24 protein-coding genes are annotated in these 23,241 nt (G+C 44.1%); 6 read left to right on the top strand and 18 right to left on the bottom strand.

What is annotated here, in order from left to right; genetic code table 11:
* Positions 1-66: 66 nt before the first annotated feature.
* From ACWIB3_RS03775 to ACWIB3_RS03755, 5 genes are all read right to left on the bottom strand, one after another.
* Positions 67-987, bottom strand: coding sequence for a hypothetical protein (locus ACWIB3_RS03775; RefSeq protein WP_454290932.1), 921 nt, complete (start codon positions 985-987; stop codon positions 67-69).
* 74 nt (positions 988-1,061) lie between these two features.
* Positions 1,062-1,586, bottom strand: coding sequence for a hypothetical protein (locus tag ACWIB3_RS03770; protein ID WP_454290931.1), 525 nt, complete (start codon positions 1,584-1,586; stop codon positions 1,062-1,064).
* A complete protein-coding gene (locus ACWIB3_RS03765) occupies positions 1,583-1,750 on the bottom strand; it encodes a hypothetical protein (RefSeq protein ID WP_454290930.1) in 168 nt (55 codons plus the stop codon). The genes ACWIB3_RS03770 and ACWIB3_RS03765 overlap by 4 nt, the downstream gene beginning before the upstream one ends.
* Positions 1,747-2,085 carry a hypothetical protein gene (locus ACWIB3_RS03760; protein ID WP_454290929.1) on the bottom strand — a complete coding sequence of 113 codons (339 nt, stop codon included), beginning with the start codon at positions 2,083-2,085 and terminating at the stop codon, positions 1,747-1,749. Before ACWIB3_RS03760 ends, ACWIB3_RS03765 begins: the two co-directional genes overlap by 4 nt.
* 4 nt (positions 2,086-2,089) lie before the next feature.
* Entirely contained in the window at positions 2,090-2,542 is a 453-nt protein-coding gene (locus ACWIB3_RS03755) for a lysozyme (RefSeq protein WP_454290928.1), read from the bottom strand.
* A gap of 1,135 nt (positions 2,543-3,677) precedes the next feature.
* Between ACWIB3_RS03755 and ACWIB3_RS03750 the strand changes: the two genes are divergently transcribed.
* Entirely contained in the window at positions 3,678-4,493 is an 816-nt protein-coding gene (locus ACWIB3_RS03750) for an IS110 family transposase (RefSeq protein ID WP_454290927.1), read from the top strand.
* Positions 4,494-4,585: 92 nt separating this feature from the next.
* Here the strand turns inward: ACWIB3_RS03750 and ACWIB3_RS03745 are convergent, their stop codons facing one another.
* On the bottom strand, positions 4,586-6,418 hold the full coding sequence (locus ACWIB3_RS03745; RefSeq protein WP_454290926.1) for a Xaa-Pro dipeptidyl-peptidase: 1,833 nt from the start codon (positions 6,416-6,418) through the stop codon (positions 4,586-4,588).
* Between the two features lie 93 nt (positions 6,419-6,511).
* Positions 6,512-8,449 (bottom strand): gamma-glutamyltransferase family protein, encoded by a 1,938-nt coding sequence (locus tag ACWIB3_RS03740; RefSeq protein ID WP_454290925.1) that lies wholly within the window; start codon positions 8,447-8,449, stop codon positions 6,512-6,514.
* 194 nt (positions 8,450-8,643) lie between these two features.
* Here ACWIB3_RS03740 and ACWIB3_RS03735 point away from each other — a divergent pair, with 194 nt between their 5' ends.
* Positions 8,644-9,996: a Gfo/Idh/MocA family protein gene (locus ACWIB3_RS03735; RefSeq protein ID WP_454290924.1), complete on the top strand. Its 1,353-nt coding sequence runs from the start codon at positions 8,644-8,646 to the stop codon at positions 9,994-9,996.
* Positions 9,997-10,005: 9 nt separating this feature from the next.
* Positions 10,006-11,040 carry a DUF6807 domain-containing protein gene (locus ACWIB3_RS03730; protein ID WP_454290923.1) on the top strand — a complete coding sequence of 345 codons (1,035 nt, stop codon included), beginning with the start codon at positions 10,006-10,008 and terminating at the stop codon, positions 11,038-11,040.
* A gap of 18 nt (positions 11,041-11,058) precedes the next feature.
* Here ACWIB3_RS03730 and ybeY read toward each other — a convergent pair whose 3' ends face one another.
* Both ybeY and ruvX read right to left on the bottom strand, forming a co-directional pair.
* Complete coding sequence (ybeY, locus tag ACWIB3_RS03725; RefSeq protein WP_175486327.1) at positions 11,059-11,493, bottom strand: rRNA maturation RNase YbeY; 435 nt, start codon at positions 11,491-11,493, stop codon at positions 11,059-11,061.
* A gap of 1 nt (position 11,494) precedes the next feature.
* Complete coding sequence (ruvX, locus tag ACWIB3_RS03720; protein WP_313366834.1) at positions 11,495-11,908, bottom strand: Holliday junction resolvase RuvX; 414 nt, start codon at positions 11,906-11,908, stop codon at positions 11,495-11,497.
* A 97-nt stretch (positions 11,909-12,005) separates the two neighbouring features.
* On the opposite strand from ruvX, the gene def reads away from it, so the two are divergent.
* A complete protein-coding gene (def, locus tag ACWIB3_RS03715) occupies positions 12,006-13,226 on the top strand; it encodes a peptide deformylase (protein ID WP_454290922.1) in 1,221 nt (406 codons plus the stop codon).
* A 112-nt stretch (positions 13,227-13,338) separates the two neighbouring features.
* Positions 13,339-13,974, top strand: coding sequence for a response regulator transcription factor (locus tag ACWIB3_RS03710; RefSeq protein ID WP_185218686.1), 636 nt, complete (start codon positions 13,339-13,341; stop codon positions 13,972-13,974).
* Here the strand turns inward: ACWIB3_RS03710 and ACWIB3_RS03705 are convergent.
* From ACWIB3_RS03705 to ACWIB3_RS03690, 4 genes are all read right to left on the bottom strand, one after another.
* Entirely contained in the window at positions 13,971-15,023 is a 1,053-nt protein-coding gene (locus ACWIB3_RS03705) for a glutaminyl-peptide cyclotransferase (protein WP_454290921.1), read from the bottom strand. The genes ACWIB3_RS03710 and ACWIB3_RS03705 overlap by 4 nt on opposite strands.
* Positions 15,016-15,255: a YraN family protein gene (locus tag ACWIB3_RS03700; protein WP_454290920.1), complete on the bottom strand. Its 240-nt coding sequence runs from the start codon at positions 15,253-15,255 to the stop codon at positions 15,016-15,018. Before ACWIB3_RS03700 ends, ACWIB3_RS03705 begins: the two co-directional genes overlap by 8 nt.
* A gap of 119 nt (positions 15,256-15,374) precedes the next feature.
* A complete protein-coding gene (dnaG, locus tag ACWIB3_RS03695) occupies positions 15,375-17,357 on the bottom strand; it encodes a DNA primase (protein WP_454290919.1) in 1,983 nt (660 codons plus the stop codon).
* Positions 17,358-17,793: 436 nt separating this feature from the next.
* Complete coding sequence (locus tag ACWIB3_RS03690; protein ID WP_454290918.1) at positions 17,794-18,021, bottom strand: hypothetical protein; 228 nt, start codon at positions 18,019-18,021, stop codon at positions 17,794-17,796.
* A gap of 598 nt (positions 18,022-18,619) precedes the next feature.
* Between ACWIB3_RS03690 and ACWIB3_RS03685 the strand changes: the two genes are divergently transcribed.
* Positions 18,620-18,886 (top strand): hypothetical protein, encoded by a 267-nt coding sequence (locus ACWIB3_RS03685; protein WP_454290917.1) that lies wholly within the window; start codon positions 18,620-18,622, stop codon positions 18,884-18,886.
* Between the two features lie 333 nt (positions 18,887-19,219).
* Here the strand turns inward: ACWIB3_RS03685 and ACWIB3_RS03680 are convergent, their stop codons facing one another.
* The 5 genes from ACWIB3_RS03680 to ACWIB3_RS03660 all read right to left on the bottom strand — a co-directional run bounded on the left by ACWIB3_RS03680 (position 19,220) and on the right by ACWIB3_RS03660 (position 23,016).
* Positions 19,220-21,148 carry a polysaccharide biosynthesis protein gene (locus ACWIB3_RS03680; protein WP_454290916.1) on the bottom strand — a complete coding sequence of 643 codons (1,929 nt, stop codon included), beginning with the start codon at positions 21,146-21,148 and terminating at the stop codon, positions 19,220-19,222.
* 414 nt (positions 21,149-21,562) lie between these two features.
* Positions 21,563-22,291: an IS21-like element helper ATPase IstB gene (gene istB, locus ACWIB3_RS03675; RefSeq protein ID WP_260045433.1), complete on the bottom strand. Its 729-nt coding sequence runs from the start codon at positions 22,289-22,291 to the stop codon at positions 21,563-21,565.
* A gap of 18 nt (positions 22,292-22,309) precedes the next feature.
* Positions 22,310-22,579, bottom strand: coding sequence for a hypothetical protein (locus ACWIB3_RS03670; RefSeq protein WP_454290915.1), 270 nt, complete (start codon positions 22,577-22,579; stop codon positions 22,310-22,312).
* 15 nt (positions 22,580-22,594) lie between these two features.
* On the bottom strand, positions 22,595-22,777 hold the full coding sequence (locus tag ACWIB3_RS03665) for a hypothetical protein (protein WP_454290914.1): 183 nt from the start codon (positions 22,775-22,777) through the stop codon (positions 22,595-22,597).
* Between the two features lie 11 nt (positions 22,778-22,788).
* A complete protein-coding gene (locus ACWIB3_RS03660; protein ID WP_454290913.1) occupies positions 22,789-23,016 on the bottom strand; it encodes a sigma factor-like helix-turn-helix DNA-binding protein in 228 nt (75 codons plus the stop codon).
* Positions 23,017-23,241: the final 225 nt, after the last annotated feature.

The raw sequence follows: 23,241 nt of genomic DNA, 5'->3' as shown, positions 1-23,241 counted from the left end.
TCAACTGTGGTTATTTATTAAAAAAGCCACTGGTTAGAGTGGCTTTAAAATTATTAATAGCGTGTTTTAAAAGGTCTGATTTATAATTTCTGGTGAAAAATCTCCGACTATTTCAGCTTTAAATATACTTTTCTTTTCTGGGGAATCTAAAACATCAAAAACATTGCCTGTTAAAATAGTTTTATGGTTACTTTTTATCACAACTCCTGGAATTGATTTAGTTCCAATTAGGACATTACTATTATTGAATATTAATACTTCTAAATTGATAGATGTTGTAGTTCCAGGCTTTTGCGGGAAAAGTATAATATCAAAAAAATGATTTGCTGAGTTCGGTGTTGTCTTTATTTTGCCAAAAGATTTCAATACTGGAGTTTGCGAATAATTCGTGGAAAAAGGATAGATGCGTCCATAAACATTACCCCTTAATTCTAAAGTAACCTCTTCATTTGGTGAAATATCCTTTATGTTCACCTTTATTGATGAGGATATCCTTGACAATTTTATCGGAGAATATGTGGAGTCTTTTTCAACATTAATTGTTTTGATTTCACTAGAAAATGTATTAGTACCTAATTCAGTAAAAAAAACATTTTCTAGCTTACTAGGATCTACCGATTGCAGGGCTGGGGCACCGACTACAGCTAATGAAAATTTTCCTTTAGGTAGCTTTACGTTAAAGTTTAAAATATCATTATAGTTTGGCCCAATTGCTTCACTAGCTCCACTTGCGACATTTTTACCACTCTCATCGTAGATAAAATAATATAATCCACCAAACATATCTTTGAAATTATCTTGGTTAATAATATTATTTGATGTTGTAGATTTTAAATTCATTGGTTTAATTTCCTGATCGAACGGATTTGCTGAAAATTTTACCTCATACAACTTTTCTTCAGGTTTAGGTTCATCTGTAGATCCACCTTTTTTACATCCAAAAAACAGCAATGGCAATAATGCAAGGATAATTAAAGATTTTTTCATTTTAATAATTGATTTTGGTAATGTGCAAATATATTATTTTTCAACAAATATAAAATTACGGGTTCCCGTAATCCTCACTTCCTCCTGCCAATCCCAAAGAACCACCAAGCACCGACCATCAATATAATTAAGATTGCTACCGACCATCCAATCTTATTAACGAATATCGCCCCTTTATCCGGTATACTGGTCCTTTCCTCTGACTGCTTCTTTTCTTCTTTCTTTCCTTTTTCTTCAGCGACACTGTCTGCCTTCTGATCTAATGTATTCTTTATGTCATTGGCAATATTCTTGGCCTCATTGCTGTTCCTTCTTGCCTTTTGGATAATACTATCCGCCTGGAAGGTCATGGAGCCATCAGGATTAATCTTTACTTCAGTTCCTTTAGTTGGATAGACCTTTGTGCTTTCATCGCTCTGAACGCTCGATTTGACATCAGTTTTGGATCTGTCCACTTGCTCCTTTTTAGTGTCTGTACTGACCTTGACATCTTTGCTCACCTCTATGCTCGTGAGCGTTTTATCAATCTTCTTTGATTTCTTGAAAAGTCCGCACCCGGTCAATAGAGCGCAGACCATTACCATTATAAATATTCTCATAACTGTTGGATCTTCTGTGAAATACTATCTAGCTTATTGGAAATCGTATCGAGTTTGATAACAATGTTTTCAATAGGCTCAGCCAGTTCATTCCTTTTGCTTGGCTCACTCTTTGGATGATAGCTTACGGTTATCACCAAGAACATCAATAAAAACCATCTCATTTCTTTACTCCTTTCCTTAGTTTCTGCTGTTGAGCAACACTATCCACACGGATTGCAGCACTGTCCACTTTGGTAGCGGCTTCATTTACCCTGTCAACTGCAGGCGTGACCTGTTTCCTTACTTCCTCGATCATCTGCTGGTAAAGCCTGTCCTGCATCTGGATCATCTTATCGTTCTGGCTGTCGCCCCTATCGGTTACCCAATAGAGGACAAACCAGAATACCGACACCACAACCATCAATGCATAGGTAACAGGATGGCTAACTATCTGCATGAAAGTTGGCTGTTTGCTACCTTTTGGTTGTGGCTGTTGCTCTTTTTCTAACTCATTCATCCCCTTACTTACTGAAATATAAATCCGCTTCTGCTTTTCTTCTCCTTACCAATCCTGCAAACACCTTTCCCCCGGCCTTGTTCCATTTTGCGAACTCATCACGGATTGAAGGATCGTTTGGGTTTACATTGAGCTTTCGCAACAGTGTAGACTTACCAAGGTTTGTAGCTCCCAGATTGAAGGTAAAGCTCACCAGGGCATCGAACTGGTTCTGTGTCAATGGTACCTTTACCAACCGAAGAACGTCATTCTCATATCCCTTCAATATTTCCTGTAGCATGCATGTGGCCTGGTACTCCGTCAATGGCCTGTCCTGCATCGTTACCTTACGTCTATCGGGCAGATAGTAAGTAAAACCATATCCAATGGTAGGAACACCAATCGGGTCCCTGTACGGCTTTGGGTTGAATCCCTCAAAGCTCTTTATCAATGCCAATCCCTTTTCTCCTGTTTTCATTTTTTTTCCTACATTTAAGTCATTGTATTTTCTCATTACAATAATTGGTTATAGCCCAATGGAATGCGACCCGTTGGGCTTTTTTTTATTATATTTACTGTATGCATTTTCATATTGGTGCATTGTTTAAATTGTACCCAGCGTTAGGAAAGCGCTGGGTTTTTTATTCAGTTCCTTTTTGCTATATTTAACCAACATAGATAGTTTATTGATAATCATTCCCAATGGATAGGGTGAGTCCATTGGGTTTGTTGCTTTAAATCATTATATTTAAGAACATTTAATTCTATAATACATTCATGAACCAATGGCAACCCTCCCGCTGTTGGGTTTTTTGTTTCTTTTTCGTAAATTCATGTTTAACCATGCAAAACCTAACATAAGGTTTTCATTTTCCGGGCCCAGTTTTTCCATGGACTGGGCTTTTTTGTTAATCATATTTCAATTAACTTTGGATAAAAGTTAAAAGGTAAATGAGTAGTTTTTGGAACCCAATGGAGTAGTGGCCGTTGGGTTTCTTGTTTTTATTGCCTATCTTGACCATCGCAACATGCAGACCTCTCAAAGGGTTTACATATCAGGTGGCCCAGTTATCCATATCGCTGGGCCTTTTTTTAGGCCCCTACCGAAATAGGGGTCTGTGGATTTTATGTCCTACCTTTATTTCGTATACGACACCACACATGTCGTTACTCGATTTTTAGCCCAATGGTTTAATGCCTATTGGGCTTTTCTGGAATTTAAACCCTCAAGGAATTATGAATATATCCCGCTTTAACTGATTTTATATAGTCTTTAAAATCGATTATTTGGTATTCATTTGCATTAGGCTTATCTATAAACCTTCTTCCACTATAATCAGATTCATTTATAATGAAAGCATCATCGTAAGTTTGAGAAAGTATAATTGGAGATCAATCGACAGAATATTATTTTGTTGGTCTATTTGATGATCCAGCCGAGAGAGGGAACAAGACTTTAACCTGTCATTGGTCATAAAGACCCCGGAGGATGTTAGTCCCCCTCTCTTATCCTTATTCAAACTTGGACAGTTCATTAGGCCCGCAGAGCCTGTTTTTACGATTGATAAGTTACGATAAGAACTGCTGTGATCACAAAAATAATATCTACAAATATGGTAACAGGTATCGATTGTTCAAAGGATTATTTTGATGTTGTTCTTTTAGACGGGAACAGGAAAGTTTTTGAAGGCAGGTTTGCCAACAATCCAAAGGGATTCCAGGAGTTGCTCCCCTATATCCAGCATTCGCATGTTGTCATGGAGCACACGGGTCCGTACTATTTTTCCCTGGCATGCTTCCTCTGCGAATCCCAAGTCCGGGTATCCATAGTGAACCCGCTGATCATCCGGAGGTTTTCACAGACCAAGATGAACAGGGCCAAGACAGACCGCAAGGACGCCCTGACCATAGCGGAATATGGCACGATGTACCAACCCCCGTTATGGAGCGTTCCCAATGAAAAGATACAGGAGATCAGGCAATTGGAGACCTATCTGAAAGGTGCGGTCAAGCGCAGGCAGGTACTGATGAACCAGTTCCATGCATTTGAACACGGAGGTAATTTCATCGGTTATATCCGTGAGAAAATGGAAGGTCAACTACAGGGTTATGAGCTGGATATCCAGCAGATTGAAGACAAGATCCACACCTTGATCCAGGACACCTTCCGTGAACTGCACAGGAACCTAAGGAGTATACCTGGTATAGGTCCAAAAAGCGCTGTGCTGATGATCGTAACAACAAATGGGTTCCAGGATTTTGAAAGCCACAAGCAGGTCATCTCCTATTTCGGACTGGCCCCCAGGATCTATGAGTCGGGATCGAGCGTAAGGGGAAAGGCCAGTATCTGCAAAATGGGGATGTCATCTGTACCTGGAGTATCAAAAATACCTCTCTATGGCCGGAATACGGTACCGGAAGGCCCGTGATGCCGACAGAAGGTACAGTATAGAATTGTCCATCCAACCAAAGCTATCTGCCCTACAGAAGGAGATCTTGAGCAATATTTCTGGGTATTGATTTAATTTACCGCATCTTCAAATGCCTGGACTCCGCCTACCACAGGCAGGGTCAAACTGGTTCCGTTTAGATCAAGCGTGAGTTCCGTTCCGGCATCTGGCCAGAGGGTAAACTCCCGATCAGAGGAGAATATCATCAGTCCGATCTGTTGCCCGGCAGGAATGATCTGGTCATCGGGCTGAAGGTCGAAAGCCAGGTCATAGAACTTGCCTGGTTTCAGCGGACTGCTTTTGGTCAATGACTCATGGTTTTGCGGGTCAGCCCAACCGCGGGTAATGATGTTATCCGTGATCTTCGCTCCCTTTCCCTTTTCCCAGGGCAATGCCACCAACCAAACCGATAGGTTTGCTGCTGGTTTACTGCTTGCTAAGCGGATATTGATCCGGGACAATCCCGAAATATGGAGATCTTTGGTCAGTTTTGGACTCAGATAAAGCAATCTATGCTTAGATGTTCCTAATTGTGCCAAGGAATCACCAGTAAAGGATACATCATCGATCAAAGTCTCCTTAACTTTTCCAGAGTTTTGCTTGGTCGATAAAGAACCATGATTAGGAGCACCTGCAGCTAGATAAAGTTTCACATTGGATGCTGCCGGGTTAGGATAGTCGGCATAGGGGGTAGGGTTGAACTGTCTGTCATTTTCACGTACGATCCAAGCCTTAGGGTCTTTTTCAACTCCATTTTGATCACCATATAAATAGCGGGTAAACCAACGGTTCATCATTTTCATGGGTGGAGGACCACCGTGTCCATCTTGATGGTAATAGATCTGAGCTGGGATTCCCAATTCCTTAGCTGCTTTATAGATCCTATAGCTATGCTCAGGCATTACATTCCAATCATTGAATCCATGGGACATCAAAAGAGCTGCTTTCATTCCCGACATTTGGTTCAGATAATCGCGTCCTTTCCAGAAATCATTATAATCACCAGATTCACGGTCCAATCCGTTGGCCATCTCTGTATCTCGGATTACTTTATTGCCATAAGCTCGTTTTGCTTCCTCACCACTATGGACAAAATCGTATAATACATCGATATCTTCACCCAAATAGCCTCCGGGACTGCGAACCAGTCCGTTAGAACGGTAATAATGGTAGTAAGAAGTATTAGGTGCAACGGGAATAATGGCTTTTAGGCCTTCCACACCTGTGGTTGCAGCAGCCAAAGGTAGCGTACCGTTAAAGGAAGTTCCGGTCATGCCTACCTTTCCAGTTGACCAATAGGCCCTCACCTTCTCATTTCCATCGCGGCTGGTATAGCCGTTGTCCTTTCCAGACAGCCATTCGATGACAGCTTTCGGGGCAAGGGACTCATTGGGGCCGCCAATTGTTGGAGAACCATCAGATAAGCCAGTTCCTGGAGATGAAGAATGCACAACGATGAAACCACGTTTTACCCATTGACGAATAAGGCTATTGGAAATAATAGGTCTTTCACCTGTTCTCTTTACCTCTGGGTGAACCCTTGCCGTGGGGGCCTTCTCTCCTAGCTCATGCTCCACATTCCACATGATCCCATCGACCATCTGTGCTGTACCAGCATAGTATGGACTGGTTTCGTAGATAACAGGGAGCTTAAGGTTTTCGGTTTCTGTTTGGTATGGCCGAGTGACATCGACATGCATCCTGTCCGGTTTTCCGTCACCGTCGGTATCAAATTCGGTTTCCACCCAAAGGTCCTCACGGATCCATTTATCCGGTGTATTGAAACCTTCTACAATCTGAGCTTCGCCTTCTTTGATAAGGGGCACCGTCTGAGCAAGGAGAACAGATGAAGAGGCCACAAAACAAGTAGAAAGAAGTACGGAAGCGAATAATTTATTTATCATTGGAATAATAATTTTTGTTATTGGATCGTCGGTAAAAAACACCGATTCCTCGATCATCCTACAATATTAAACATTTTCTCAGTTAATCTATAACTACCAGCCAATACCATAGTCTTCGCCATTGTTGCTGCTTCCTCCCCATAGGCTACCGTGCTTTTCGTCGAAGAAGATGGCATTGATCGGACCACTGGTTCGGTCGCCTAATTGAATGGAGTAACCCATTGTCTTTAATGCTTCAATAGTTTTGGGATCGGTCTTTCGATCCAGCAACAAACTACCCACACGAGGTTTCCGGTCATCCATCTTGGTTCCTCCTAGGGAAAGCCATAATTGGTTACTGTTGATATTGGCGGCTTCGCTGGCTTGCTGGGCAGTCATGTTGAATTCAACCATATTCAGGAAATACTGAAGGAGATTCTGGTCTTGGGTATCTCCGCCTTGTACCGCAAAGGAAAGATAGGGTTTGCCATCTTTCAGGGCCATGGAAGGCGTAAGGGTAACCCTAGGCCGTTTACCCGGCTCCACCACATTGAAAGGATTGATCAGGGAGTCCAACACGAAACTCTGTAGCCTTTGGCTCATTCCGACCCCGGTATTTCCGGCAATTGTGGCCGGTAGCCATCCACCACTGGGGGTAATGGAAACGACCCAGCCGTCGGCATCGGCCGCTTCAACGGTGGTTGTGCCACGCCATAAACGGTCCATATATTCTCCGTCCAAGGGGTTAGTTGACTGTTCATGGTTTGATGAAGAAGTTACATCATGCTTAGGAACAAACTCAACCTTATTTTTTTCAGTCGGTGTAAATCTTTCCTGACGCTCTTTCAGCAATGCCAAAAATGGATTTTTCTTTCCCTCAAAAACATAGGGATCACCCGGAGCTGTTGCAGGGTTGTTTCTTTTGGGATCGATCTCTCCAGCTCTCTGTTTTCCATATTCTTCACTTAGCAAACCTTTAATAGGAATATTTCGGCTGAAATAAGGGTCCCCATAATAAAAGTCGCGATCTGCAAAAGCTAAGTTCATGGCTTGGTAGACGGTATGGATATACTCCACTGAATTGTATCCCATTCTGGGAAGGTCATAATTCTTCAAGATCTGCAAAGCCTGGAGCATGGATGGCCCTTGTGTCCATTCCTGCAATTTGTAAACATCGATACCCTTATAGTTGATCTTCAAAGGTTCCTCTTCGATGGGTTTCCACTTGGCCAAATCTTCTTTTGTGATCAGCCCCCCTTGTTCCTGACTACCTCGCACAAATTCATCGGCGATATCCCCTTTATAGAATCTATCATTGGCCGCCATGATCGCTGCTTTTCTACCTTTACCTGCCTTTAGGGCTGCATTTTCGGTTTCAACCATCTTGGTCAGGGTATTCAACAGATCGGCCTGGACAAAGATCTCTCCAGCTTCTGGAGCCTCTCTTTCCTCTCCCTCATGGACCAGGAAAACCTTTTTACTGTACGGCCATTGTTTGATCCTATCCTTTCCGCGTTCAATACTATTGGCAGTCTGTGCATCAATAGGATAGCCTTTTGCCATTTCCATGGCTGGAGCTAGGACCTCTGCAAGGCTTTTGGTCCCATATTCTGCCAGCATGTGGCAAAGTCCTCCCGGCGTACCTGGGGTCAATGCTGCAAGAGGGCCGTATTCAGGCGGAAAATCGTATCCTTTACCCTTAAAAAAGGAAACGGTTGCCCCTGTCGGTGCTACCCCGAGAGCATTGATGGCAATTACTTTTTTAAGTTTTGGGTGATATATCAGGGCCTGTGTCTCTCCGCCCCAGCTCAGGACATCCCACATGGTACAGGTCGCGGCCAACATGGCGCAGGCTGCATCGACTGCATTGCCCCCTTGCTGGAAAAGCTGTGCTCCGGCAGTGGCGGCCAAAGGTTTTCCGGTGATCGCCATCCAATGTTTTCCATGGAGTGGAGGTTTTTGGGTCCTTTGAGAAAAGGCGGAAATACCTATAGAACAAAGTAAGACGGTTGGGAGCCATACTCTGTATGCCGAAAAAAGCTTGAATTTCATAATTAGGAAATTTTTATTGGAACAAGTTACCGATTTTGGAGCTTTATTAAAAGGTTAAATAGCTATTTGATTTTTTACAATTGTTTTTCCAACAATTAAAATTCAAAATCGTAACTTACTATTTATTAAGCAACTGCACTTAGCAAACCTAAACTTACAAACAGCTTCATTCACGAACATAAAACTTAACCATTATGGAAAAGCCTAATTCAGATTATTCAAGAAGGGAATTCATCAAAAAAGCTAGCATAGGCGCTGGTGTGATAGGTCTAACGGCAATGGGCATCGATGCCAAGAGCTATGGCCGGATCATGGGTGCGAACGATCGGGTTCAGGTAGGCATTGTAGGGTTTTCAAACCGTTTCAAGGATTCCCTTGTTCCCTCCTTCCTAAACCATGCTAAGGAACTCAACTTTGAATTTGTTGCGGTATCGGATATTTGGAACCGAAGGCGAGACGAGGCTGAGGCCTATATCAAGCAGAAATCGGATAATACCATCAAGAAATACCGCAACAACGATGAACTCTATGCATATAAAGGAATTGATGCCGTAATCATCAGTACGGCAGATTTCCAACATGCTCTGATGGCCGCTGAAGCTGTCCGCAATGGCAAGGACGTGTATGTCGAAAAGCCAATGGCTGAAACCTTGGAAGATGCCAAGATACTGTTGAAAGCTGTAAAGGAAACAGGCAAGATATTACAAGTTGGTTCTCAGCGCAGAAGTGCCCCGAACTACATTGCTGCGGATGAGTACATCAAGTCTGGGAAATTTGGTGATATCAACATGGTGGAGATGACCTGGAATGTGAATCAGCCCGGACGCTGGCGATTACCGAAATTGGTCAAGGAAATCCGTCAAGAGGATACGGACTGGGATCGCTTTTTAATGGACCGGCCTAAAGTAGCCTGGGATCCGAGGAAATACCTGGAGTTTAGGTTGTTCTGGCCATATTCATCGGGGATCTGGGGGCAATGGATGGCGCATCAGATCGATACGGTGCACTGGTTTTCGGGATTAAACCATCCGAGAAGTGTGGTTGCCAATGGAGGCATCTATACCTGGAAGGATGGCAGAGAGAATCCCGATACCGTAACGGCAGTGATGGACTATGGTCCCGAGAATGATAAGAGCAAGGGGTTTCAAGTGCTGTACTCCTCCCGCTTCACCAATTCTGCTGGAGGGATCAAGGAGCTTTACTATTCCAATGCCGGCATGCTGAACCTGGATACCAATCAGGTAAGTGCGGAAGGAGGATTGAGCGAAAGGTCGGCTGCTGAAATGGGGATGAAAGCAAATTTATTGACTCCATTTACGCTTGATAATGCGGCAAAAATGGAAACTTCGGCCAATACGGGTGGCGACCCGATGACCTCATTGCATATGCGCAATTGGATGGACTGTGTCCGTAACAGGAAGACGCCAAATGCATCGGTAGAAGCCGGTTACAACCATTCTATCGCTAATATTATGGCAAGGACAGCCATGGAGACCGGAAAACGGGTGACCTTTGACGACGCCAAACAAGAAGTGCTAACCAGTTAATGGAAGATTATGCTTATTAAAACATTCCCTGTGCTGCTATTGGCACTTTCGCTGTTCCAGGCACATGCACAGACTAAATATTCCATTGTGGAAAACAGAGCGGAAAAGCGGATCGACATTGCTGTTGATGGAAAACCATTCACCTCCTATATCTATCCCGGCGTGTTGATGAAGCCCGTGCTTTATCCCCTTCGGACGACAAAGGGCACTTTGGTGACCCGTGGCTGGCCACTGGACCCAAGGCCTGAGGAACGCGTGGACCATCCGCATCATGTCGGTATGTGGTTTAATTATGGAAATGTCAATGGATTGGATTTCTGGAACAATTCAACCGCCATACCTCCGGAAAGGAAAAAGGATTTTGGAACGATCAAACATGTAGCTGTTGAGAAAATAAAAGCCAGCAACAAGAATGCGGAATTGGCCGTGCTGAAAGATTGGCAAAGCCCTGATGGAAAAAGCCTGCTAAAGGAAAACACCCAATATGTCTTTTCCGAAGAAGGTCAGAAAAGATCGATTGAAATGACTACTAAATTGACGGCTTTGGATAAGGACGTTTCTTTTTCAGATAATAAGGAGGGCCTGATTGGGATCCGGATTGCACGAGAGCTAGAACACCCGTCCGATAAACCGGAGATCTTTACTGATGCAAACGGGAATCCAACAACTGTCTCCAAATTGGACAATGATAAAGTTACTGGGAAATATCGCAGCAGCGAAGGGATAGAAGGTGACGAAGTTTGGGGAACGCGAGGAAAATGGGTCAATCTGATAGGGAAGATTGGAAATGAACCGGTATCACTATTGATCTTAGATAATCCCAAAAATGTTGGCTATCCAACTTATTGGCATGCTAGGGGCTATGGTCTTTTTGCTGCCAATCCACTGGGACAGAAAGAGTTCAGCAAGGGCAAGGAGACCTTGAACTTCAAATTGAAGGCAGGTGAGTCCGTTACTTTTAGATACAAGGTCATCATCAGCTCTGGTGCAGAATTGAGTGATGCCGAGGCTAATGCCGCCTTTCAGGAATTCAGCAAGAAATAAGGATTAGGAAGAGGATCCCTAGAATTCGCGTTTAGCGAGATAGTAGTCCTCTTTTTCGGTCATCAAGGTTTTGTCTTCCTTTTTCTTGTCGTAATAGCCGCAAAGGTGGAGTATACCATGGATGATGACACGATGCAGTTCGTCGCGTTCGGAAACATTGAATTTTTTAGCGTTCTCCATGGTCCTTTCCACGGAAATAAAGATATCTCCGGCAATGACACCTTCATCTTCTGACGAATCAAAGGTCACGATATCCGTAAAGGTATCGTGGTCAAGGTATTGCTTATTGATTTCCAGGAGATATGCATCCGAGCATAGAACAAAGCTCAGCTCCCCTACCCGCTTAAAACCTTCGGCTTTAATCGTTGCGCCAATCCACTGCCTAACCTTTTGCTTTTCCTTGAGTGTAAAATCGATGTCTTCAGAAAAAAACTGAATGTCCTTCAATGCCATATTAATAAGATTTGCTATCCATATAAGTCTGCAGGATCAATACTGCCGAAACTTTATCAATCAACCCCTTATCCTGTCTTTTGCTTTTTTTCATTCCAGACTGGGCAATCGCCCTGGAAGCGATCTTGGAAGTGAACCTTTCATCCACTTCGACAATCGGAATATTGGGATAAGTTTTGCGGAGCTTCCTGCTGAAACCTACCACATGTTGGTCAGATCCGGATGCAGTTCCGTCCAATTGCTTTGGCTTACCAATGACGAAGGTTTCTACCTGTTCCCCGGCAAGGTAATCGGACAGGAATTTCCAGATCCCTTCGGGATGGATGGTGGTCAATGGGCTTGCAATGATCTGCATGCTGTCGGAAACAGCAATTCCAATTCTCTTGGTCCCATAATCAAACGCCATTATTCTCATGTCTCTGCAATTTTCACAAAATTACAATTAAACTTTAGATTAGCCCTATCCGATAATCGCAAAATATCTATACATTTGATAGATATTAATTCAAAAAATGAAAGCACTTATCTACTTCATCAGCTTCTTTGCTCCGGTAATACTAATGGCCCAATCTTTGGAACAGGAAATTCAGTCCTATAGGGACAAACAGATCCAAGAAATGGTGAAGGACGAGTTTGGTCCACTAAGAAAGGATCAGGTTGAATTTGTGAGCTTCTATCCTGCAAAGCAAGATTATGTGGTGACAGCATCAGTAGAGCAGCTTTTCAATGAACCTACCTTCAGGATGCCCACTTATGATGGCACCTCCAACGAGTACAAGCGGTATGGATTCTTGAATTTTGAATTGAACGGGAAGAAATATAAGCTAACGGCTTATCAAAGTGTTGCACTGTTCCAGAATGCGACCTATAAAAACCATCTATTCGTACCTTTTATGGATAATACGACTGGTGAAACTACCTATGAAGGTGGCCGATATCTGGATCTGAGCATTTCAGATATTAAGGATGGAAAGATCAAGATCGATTTCAACAGGGCGTATAATCCTTACTGTGCCTACAGCAATGGATACCGATGCCCACAACCTCCAAAGGATAATATTTTGAATGCAGTCATCGAGGCTGGGGAGAAAAAGTACAAAGGACCTAAAAACGAAAGGAACGTGAACAAGAGTACGGCAAAGAACTTTAACGATTTTGAGAGATCTTTGATCAATGGGGCTGATGAAAACAGCTTGATGCATGTATACCAGACTACAGATGAAAAGGAACTGGCAGTATTAAAGAAACCATCGGAGGACATCAAATTTGATGATCCCCTGCTGGATAAACTTGCCGCCAGGATGCTGCTTACGGTCAAAGACCCGGACCATACAGGTGTAGGGATAGCTGGTCCGCAGGTAGGGATCAACAAAAATGTCATTTGGGTCCAGCGATTCGACAAGAAAGATGAACCTTTCGAATTCTATCTGAACCCTAAGATCATCTGGCGCTCGAAGCTCACCCGCCAAGGTGCCGAGGGCTGTCTGTCTATTCCTGATCTGAGGCAGGATGTAAAGCGCAGCTATGCCATTAAATTGCAGCACATTGATCGCCATGGGAACGTGAAAGAGGAATTGATCGAAGGTTTTACGGCTGTTATCTTCCAGCATGAGGTGGACCATCTCTACGGAATTCTGTTCCCGGACCGCATGGAAGAGGCGAAAAAGGCAGAATTTGAGCCATTGAGAGATAAAGTGGAGTTCTTGATCCATAAAGGGAGTATCAGGCCTTAATTGAGGAATAAAACCGCTGTACCCGTAAACAGGGATATTTCAAATTGGCCATTTTTTTTACTGAAAACTTGGTTATCTTTAGGATTAATATTGGACCACTTTCCTAAAGACCATGTACAATCCAGCCTATAGCATAGCTATTGTCGATGATCACTCGCTAATCCTACAAGGGTTGGTCAGTCTCTTGGACCGCATAAAACCCTATGAGGTGACCGCCACATTTACCAAAGGTTATGAATTACTGAAATTTCTAGAAACCGACCCTGTGGACATTGTCCTCCTGGATATTTCACTTCCTGATATTAATGGGATAGACCTCTGCCTGGAGATAAAGAGGATCGCCCCAAATGTGATCATCCTGGGCCTGAGCAACCATACCGAGCGCAGCGTGATCCTGCAGCTCATGCAGAATGGGGCATCAGGCTACCTGCTCAAGAACATCGATATCGTGGAATTGGAGAAATGCCTGGACCAGGCGGTGAACAAACAGATGGTATTCAGCTCCGCGGTACAGGAGATCATTGCCAATCCGATAGGTTCAGACCTTCCCCTATTACCCAAGCTTACGAAAAGAGAGACTGAGATTTTGAAACTGATTGCATTGGGGAAGACTTCAGTTCAGATTGCGGAGGAGTTGTTTTTGTCCCCACTCACCATCGAAACCCATAGGAAAAGAATGATGAGCAAGTTCAAAGCTAAAAACATGATGTCGCTGATCAAGATAACGACGGAGCACAGATTGATCTAGCGCTCCCTTAAGCGGACCTCGAACAACTTGGTCCAGTGCTTACCTGTTACCAATAAGGTTTTGCTGTCCGGTTTATAGGCTATACCGTTCATCTCATTATCATAAGGAGCACGTTTATCGCTATATAAGCCAACAAAGTTGATCCTACCCTCAACGATTCCAGTCTTAGGATCGATGATCACCATTTCGTCTTTATCGCCGTAATAGAGGTTTGCATAGATCTTGCCGTCAATGAATTCCAATTCATTTAACTTTTCTACAGGACCATTATCATCAAAAACAGCAATTGAACCTGTTTCAGCCAATGTCGCTGGATCTAGGAAATACAGTTTATTGGAACCGTCGGATTTAATGAACTGTTTACCATCGTAGGTCAAACCCCAGCCTTCCTTGCTGTTCTGGTAATCAAAGGATTTCAAAAGCTTGAACGTGTTCTTGTCATAAACATGGCCTTTGTTGTTCTGCCAGGTCAATACATACATATTATTTCCGACGACCGTCATCCCCTCTCCGAATTCATCAGCAGCGAGATCGGCTTTCTGGAGGACTTTACCAGATGCCAATTCAACTTTCCTAAGGGTAGATTCGCCTAATTGTCCAGTGGTTTCGAACAGAGTTCCGTTTTCATAATAGAGTCCTTGGGTAAAGGCCCCTTGATCGTGCGGATAGGTATTTACCACCTCAAAAGCGTATTGCTTTGGAGCAGGCGGAACGACCAGGACTTCGCTGTATGCGATATCCTCTTTGCCCCCGGAATACACCTTTGCACTCAATCTCTTATTTCCATAGCTATGGGAACCGGTATCAAATACGACGGCCGTGGTGTCGGTTTTACGGTCAAAAATATCGCCATCCACCGAATAGACCACTGAGTCTACCGAAGCGTCAGGAAATTTCAACTTCACTTGCACCTTCTCCCCTTTCAGGACCTTGCTGTTATTGGTCGGGTTTACAAATTCAACCTTGCTTTGTTGGGTCTTACAACCAATGATGAAGGAAATGGAAAGGATAGTGAGTGCCTGGATACCAAGCTTTAGTTTCTTATTCATATGTATAATTCCAAAATGCATCTTTTATATAGTCCGATTTTCCGTCGATAAAGGTAATGGCACCAAATCTGATCTCGCCATATCGGTTGATTTCACTGATATAGGCTTCAGCAGCTATGGTCAGCCTTTTCCGTTTTCGCGGAATGATCAGGTCCTGCGGTGGAACAAGGGCCGATGGAGACCTAACTTCCACTTCTACAGATACCACAACGTCATTATCATGGGCGATCATATCTACCTATAGATCTTTATGTCGACAATTTAATCCAAAAATCTGGAAACCAATCTTTTTTATAAATAAAACCGTCATTTCTTCACCTTTTGTTCAAGGGTCCTTGCGGTCTATCATATCTACTTAACGATGGTGTTCCCTAAAAAATCGCCCAATAACTTCTCTCCTTCTTTGAGCTTCTGATATTTAGCGATCAGGACCAGCATATCATCAGGGTCCTTACATGTCTTAAGTTCTTCCCTGATCCTATGCATCTCCTGTTCGATCTTATTCTTCTTTACCCTATAGATCAATTGATTGACCAGGTCTTTCAACTGATCTCTCTCCTCGGGAACAAAGATCTTACGCTTATCGTCGTTCCAGTTAGGGCTTATCTCGTATTTTGTGGCAATGCTGTCGACCGCTAGCCTGGAGACTTCCTCGTCCTCATGGGAGAAAAAGAATTTGGCTTCCGGTACTTCAAAGCTTTCGGCTTGCCTTTTAAACTCTTCTATGATCTTGTTGCTGGCCTTGTCCTCAAATCTGACATCGTCCATGCTCGCCAATAGATAAGGGGCTACCGGTATATCGCCATCCCCTTCCCAGACAACCAGCTCACGCCCATAGTTCAGCAGCACACGCACGAGTTCCCTTTCCATCAGGATTTCGGATGTAATCTGCTGGACCTGGGGTTCCGGGACCGTGATTCCCTCGGCCGCCATCGCAACCAACATCTCCGCAGGGATAAAATCATCCGTTGGGTAATCTGGGCCAGGTCCAGAAGCCGCACTGGCAGCCTTTCTATCCTTGGCCTTGTTCCGGTCCATCCGGATTTTATTCAGTTCGGTAAGGAGCACGCGTTCCTCGATATCCAATAATCCGCTACATTGACGGATATAAACAGAGACCTTGATCTCATCTGGGATCAGGGCAATACTGTTTACGACCTCTCGGATGACTTCGGCACGTTTGATGGGGTCTTCCCCTGCATCACGAAGAAGGATATTGGTCTTATAGAAGACGAAATCTTCCTGATGTCTATTGATATGGTCCCTGAAGGCCGAGGCTCCAAACTTCTGTACAAAGGAATCCGGGTCATTGCCATCGGGAAATAGCAGGACCTTGACGTTCAGTCCCTCTTCCAATAGCATATCGGTCCCGCGCAGGGAAGCCTTGATCCCCGCCTCGTCACCGTCGTACAGGATCACGACATTTTTTGTGTAGCGGGATATCAGCTTTATCTGCCCTGTGGTGAGGGAGGTCCCTGAAGAGGAAACGACATTTTCCACTCCTGCCTGGTGACAGGAGAGCACATCGGCATAGCCTTCCACCAGATAGCACACATCGTGTTCTGAAACCGCTTTCTTGGCGAGGTGCAGGCCGTACAGGACGTTCGATTTATGGTAGATCTCGGACTCCGGGGAGTTCACGTACTTAGGGACGTTCTTATCGGTCTTTAGGGTCCTGCCTCCAAAACCGATCACCCGACCGGTCAGGTTATGGATCGGGAAGATGACCCTGCCCCGGAAGCGATCATATAGCGACTTATCATCCCGCTCAACCGCGAGTCCGACCTCTGCTAGGTATTCTTTACTGAACCCCTCTGTCAAGGCTGCATCGACCAAACTTGTCCAGGCTTCTGGCGAATAGCCCAGGTCGAACTTCTGTATGGTCTCATCCCGATATCCACGTTCGCGGAAATAACTCAGGCCAATGCTCTTGCCCAGGTCGGTTTCCCAAAGTTGGGTTTTGAAGTACTTCCCAGCCCACTGGCTCAGGACGTATAGACTTTCCCTTTTATCCTGGGCTGCAAGCTGTGCTGGACTGCGCTCAACCTCTTCGATAGGAATATTGTATTTAATGGCCAAGTACCGGATGGCCTCTGGATAGGCATACTTCTCATGCTCCATCACGAACTTCAGGGAATCCCCCCCGGCCCCGCACCCGAAGCACTTGTAGATACCCTTTGAGACCGATACGTGGAAGGAAGGGGTCTTCTCGTTGTGGAAGGGACAGTTCCCGATAAGGGAGGTGCCCCTCTTCTTGAGATCGACAAAATCCCCGACCACCTCATCTATCCGAGCTGCGTCAAGTACTTTCTCTATGGTCTCTTTTTTGATCATGCCAGGAACAAATATAGCAATACTCCGGCTGAATACTGAACCCAAAGTTGTCCAGGTTCCCAAAAGCCGGACTTCGTAACCTGCAGGCGCCCCTTTCAGTTGTCCAGGGCACGGTCGGATAATCGCATGGTGCCAAAAATTTTCCCAAAAACATGGAAAAATTTAAGGCTGGTCATTAAAAGGGGGCCATGTTCCTTTGTTCATGGGCCCGCCACTCTTTAACTTGGGCTCCCTTTCCTATAGTTCACCGGATATTAGAATTAAAAAAATACGGGGCGGAAATCTCCATTCCCCGTCCTTCGCCTGGCACGCCGTTTTATTAGGGAGGGTTGTTCGGGCACAGTAAAGGATCCGGCCTTTATACAGTCGATTTGGATCAGAAGGCCTCTGTTTAGGTCTATACCCAAAAGGATGACATTTTGTTCCTCTTCAAAGATCAGGGAAAAATGGACGTGCATCCATGTTTTCCCCTCGGTTTATCTGCCTTAATTCTCTTGATTTCCGAACCTGTTCTGTTCTGGCTTAATTTCTTTTTCGCGTGTATTTCGTGAACATCGACCCTGAAGGCCTCGATATGATCCATCATAACCTTTACATACTTAAGCGGAATTTCAGTCCACCGCTGAAAACAGGCCGGTTCGTATCTTGCAATCGTTTTTTCCATGATTCAAGTTTGTTGGAAATTCTCTGGACCGTTCCCTAAGCATGGACCGCTATAATATCCCAAGTCGGAAAAGAAAGTTTATTATCGTAATTGACTGGAGAAATTTAGGCATGGGCCACTGAAAAATCGCTTGACATCCTGAACTATTCCCGGTATCAGAATGGCTATTCAATTTTGAAACAGGTCCATATAGAATGGCCATATCTACATTTGGTTGTTCCGCAAGGGATTGTACATGGCTTCCGATTATTCGTTGGCCATTAATGTTAAGCAGTGTGGCAAAACCATATCTAAGCAAAAATCCATATCGCTCCTTTGGCCTTCTGGTCGAAATTCAGTTGGGATGTACATAAATTAATTTTTAATCGTTCGAATTTAGAATTAAGTTGGACGACATAAACAAGCCGATATTCAATGAATGGAAAATTCAATTTTATGTAAACTGAAATTAGAATTAAACCAATATTCTGGAAATAGAAAATCTTTGGTTCTCTCTCAGATACTTCTGAAATACATTAGTTCGGGACAGCTCCTGATGGGCCAAAGGTTGCCCAGTAGCAGGAAATGAGGTGAAATGCTGCTGGTCAACCGGTCTAAGGTGTCCAAGGCCTATGAAGAACTGGAACTGCAGGGCTGGATTAGATCAAAAGTTGGAAGTGGGCATTACATCGGGAATATACTGCACACGGAAACCCCACAAACGGGAATGGACGACAATGCCCCCCGGGGATCGGGGAATCAAATATTGTCCAGCAAAAAATTCCCAGATATCAGTAAACTATCAACCCCTCCAATCGTAACAGGGTCGGGGTTGAGCTTGGACGACGGTTTAACCGATCCCAAGCTCAGCTTTCTGAAAGAATAATACCAGGCTTACCGGAGCCAGTTGAACAGAGGCGGATATTGTTATAGATATGGCCGCTACGGTGATCCGAAAGGTAGCGATAGCTTTAGGGCCGTCCTAGAAAATTTCTTGAATGATATCCTAGGTTTACAAATATCACCAGACCACATCATATCTTGCAATGGTACGGTAATGGCCATGAACCTGATTGGCCATGTAACCTTCCCTATCTTCGGACCGGCACCCAGGCGAGTTTTAAAATAAGAAAATAGTTGTAATCCAGTATAGATTCTCCTGAAAGTACCTGTAGCAGTAGAGGAACTTCAAAGAGGTCCTGGCTGCAACATATTCCCTTTATAAATTTAAAGGTGTCTTATCCAGCTGTTCAAACACAGAGTTCTGCGATTTATACTCTGGAACGATTTCCTTTAGAAGTTCTACCAGTACCATCGGATTATGATTAGTTCCTTGTGAAGCTACCTGATTACAAAGATGCTCTATACGCTCTCGATTAACATCAAGATCATCGGTACGAACCCTAGCTATCATAATCTTCTCGTGATAGGTCCTAGTGGTACTTTCGCCATCGGCAAGCAATTCTTCATAGATCTTCTCCCCTGGCCTTAGTCCGGTTACTTCTATTCCGATATCCTGCGGGTACCGATAACCCTTCAAGCGGATCATGCGGATTGCCAGGTCCATTATCTTTACGGGCTGCCCCATATCAAAGACATATATCTCACCGCCCTGCCCCATAACGGCAGCTTCCTGGACCAACTGACAGGCCTCCGGAATCGTCATAAAATACCTCGTGATATCTTCATGGGTCACCGTTAGGGGACCACCGCGCTTCAGCTGACGCTCGAACAGCGGTATAACCGAACCGTTTGAACCCAGAACATTCCCAAATCGCGTAACGATAAAATTGGTCCGGCTCCTGCTGTTTAACGCCGATACATAGATCTCTGCGGTACGTTTGGTGGCTCCCATAACATTGGTTGGATTTACCGCCTTGTCCGTAGAGACCATAACGAATTTCTCTACGCAGTACCTGTCGGCCATATCGGCAAGGTTCTTCGACCCCCAGACATTGGTAAGAATCGACTCGTAGGGGTTCTGTTCCATAAGTGGAACATGCTTATAGGCCGCCGCATGAAAGACGATATGTGGTCGATAGTTATCAAATACAGAATCCATGAACTGACGGTCACGAACGTTCCCCACCATAAACAGGGTGTCCTTATGGCAGTTCCCCTTTAATTCCTGCTGGATATCATATAAGGCGGATTCCGCCTGATCGATTACGATCAACTTATCAAAATCCGTAAAGCTTATCTGCCTTACCAATTCCGAGCCAATCGACCCGGCCCCCCCGGTCACCAGGATCACCTTTTCCCGCATCATCTCGTGGACGACCGGATTCTCGAGCTTGATAGCCTCCCTACCCAATAGATCATCGATCTTTAATGTCCTCAACTGCCGAGTGGCAACCTTTCCGCTCAATAATTTAGCCGAAGTTGGCATAATCTTCAATTTTACGGGCAATGGCTCGATCTTAGAGGAGATCTTCGAGAGACGGTCCTTATTGTTATCGTCCAAAGCAATAATGATAGTTTCGACCTTAAGTTCCCGTACGAAATGTTCGTTAAGGCTGTTCATATCAATGATCTTATAGCCATTGATCAGCTTTCCGATGCGGTTTTGGTTGTCGTCGGCAAAAGCCACGACCTTCACCTTTTTGCGCGTATCGTTGCGTAGTAGGTTAAGCGTGGTCATGCCCATGTTCCCCGCTCCAAATATCAGCACGTTCTCAATCGCACGTCCACCCAAAAAGAAGCTCTCATAGACCCTGCGGTAGGAAACCCTTGCCGCAACCAAGCATACTGTAGTAAAGATCGCATGGGTAAATAATACGGCATACGAAGGTCTGAGGAATGCACTGATCTCAGCCTGACGGTCATAGGCCGTCCTTATAATGGTCGAAACGACCATCAGTAGCAACCATGCCACAAATACCGCCTTGAATATCCCCCAGGCATCACGGAATCCCGTCTGCCTGACGATACCTCTGTATGTCCTAAAATATAGGAAGGAAAGATAGTATACAGATGCAATGAGTATCGACTTCTTGGCCATCAGCTCAACTCCGAACCTACCCTTGAAACTGTTGATCACAAAGTTGGAAAAGTAATAACTGAACAGCACGATCGCCATGTCAATCAACAAGATAACCCATCTAGGGCTGTCTTTCTTAAAATACCTTCTTAATCCTATTATATCCATTAACTGTTACTGTTATACCTAAAAAATTACGAGCAAAAGCCTTGAGGGGAGACCTGGGCGCGTCCAATAAATACATCACCTGCAAAGTTAATGCCATCTTGACCCTACTATTGACCTGCTGAATTTCCCGTGGTGCGGCCAAGCCCAATGTGAAACCGATTCCTTTCTAAGTTTACGGAACTTTTACCAAAAGTAACATTTCTCCGAACAACGCACAATCCAACCAGCTCATTTAATGGAAAATTAACAACCAAACCTTATGCGGTTTAAAATTCTAATAAAAAATCATTCCGTGATATAGTAATCAGGAGTCCGCATTGCGTGGGTATTTCGGAGGGATTGTGCCATCGATTTGGGTCAAACCGTACCACTTTTGAGATCGTACAATTATATGAAAAAGTTATTTTATATCCATCATATTTTTCCTTTACGTAAAGAGTCTCCTTCTAGATTTATCCTATGAGAAGAGTTCACAATTCTATCGAGTATGGCGTCTGCTACGGTTCCCTCTCCACCAATAATTTCGTACCATGCTGCCACAGGTATCTGGGAAGATATGATCGTCGATCTCTTTCCATGTCTGTCATCTATTATATCCATTAGCGATTCCCTGTCCTGAACATCAAGGGCTTGCAAGCCAAAGTCATCTAGTATCAATAATTCCATTTTATTTAGTTTATCGAGTTCTTTTAGGTATGTCCCGTCCACTTTACACAGCTTTAGCCTCTTGAAGATCCTGGAAGTTATCCCATAGAAGGTTTTCTTTCCATAAAGGCACGCCTGATTTCCCAGTGCCTGTGCAATATAGCTTTTACCAGTTCCGGAGGCCCCGCATATAATTATATTCTCTTTGCGTGATATAAAGTCCAACGTACTCAACCTGAGGAACATGTTCTTGTCCAGGTTCCTCTCATTCCGGTAATTGATGTCCGCTATGCTCGCCGTTTGTCTAAAGCAGGCCTGTTTGATCAGTCGTTCCGTTTTATTGTTTTCTCTTTCTTCCCATTGGTGATCCGTCAGGATTGCCAGATATTCATCACAGGTGATCCCTTCAAGCTTGTTCTGTTCTACGTTCTGCTGATGCAGTCGCGCCATTGCACCCAGGCGCATGTTCTTTAGTTTCTCGATTGTCTGATTGTTCATAATGTTATGATTTTAGTATTATTTATAGGCAGATGCGCCCCTGATGTTCGCATGGTAAGGGATATGGGGCTTTGGCTCTTCTCCCCCAGTTTCATCGTAGGGCAGTTTATCCATATTATTCTTTAAGATGTTTTTGATGTGTCCATATGAGCAAGCCTCAGTTTCCCAAGCTCTTCTGCAGGCATTGTTCAGTCTCTCTGAGCTATATGATCGATAAAGTTCAATGACACCCAGCGCTCTTTTGTAACCTATTTCCGGATAGTCCTGAGAAGTGAGGATCCTTTCCACGCACTTCAGTACATATTATCCATGGGTAGCTGCCTTTCTCTTAAAGAACTCCGGATTCCAGTCCGAATAGAACTTGTGCGTACTGCTCAGGTGATCCGTATTGGTAATATAGCTACCCTTGGAGAGATTCCTGGGATGGAGAGCAATGCGCTGATGATTATAATATACTTCCACACGGGTATCTGTATAGTGTATCATGGTCTCTTTTCCTATGAAACGGTATGGAACGCTATAATAGCTCTTGTCGGGAGAGAAGTAGACATAGCCAACTCCAGAAGAGACGTGAAAGGGTAATCACTGGCAGAGAACAGTTTGATATAGGTATTTACGGTATTGCGTGAAATACCCAAAATGACGGCTATTCTACGATTGCTCAAACCATCAATATGTAATGTAAGGATCTGTTTTAAGTCCATTGGATCAAGTATATTGGCCATGTCGCTGATTTTTTTTGGCGACAAGGTAATTTATTGATCTCAGAAAGTGGCACAAATCAAACCGTAAACCACTGCTGTTTAAAGAGTAGTGACATAGATGATGATTGACGGACGGTGGCACAAATCGAACCGTAATAACAAATTAAGGAGAGAATATGAAACCAAAATTTTCTTGAAAACTAATCTTGGCACAAATCGATCCGTAATATACTAAATCATTACTGG

Source organism: Sphingobacterium sp. NPDC055431 (genome assembly GCF_053644255.1).
The sequence above is the reverse complement of the archived record's forward strand: the minus strand, read 5'-3'. Positions and strand labels throughout refer to the sequence as shown.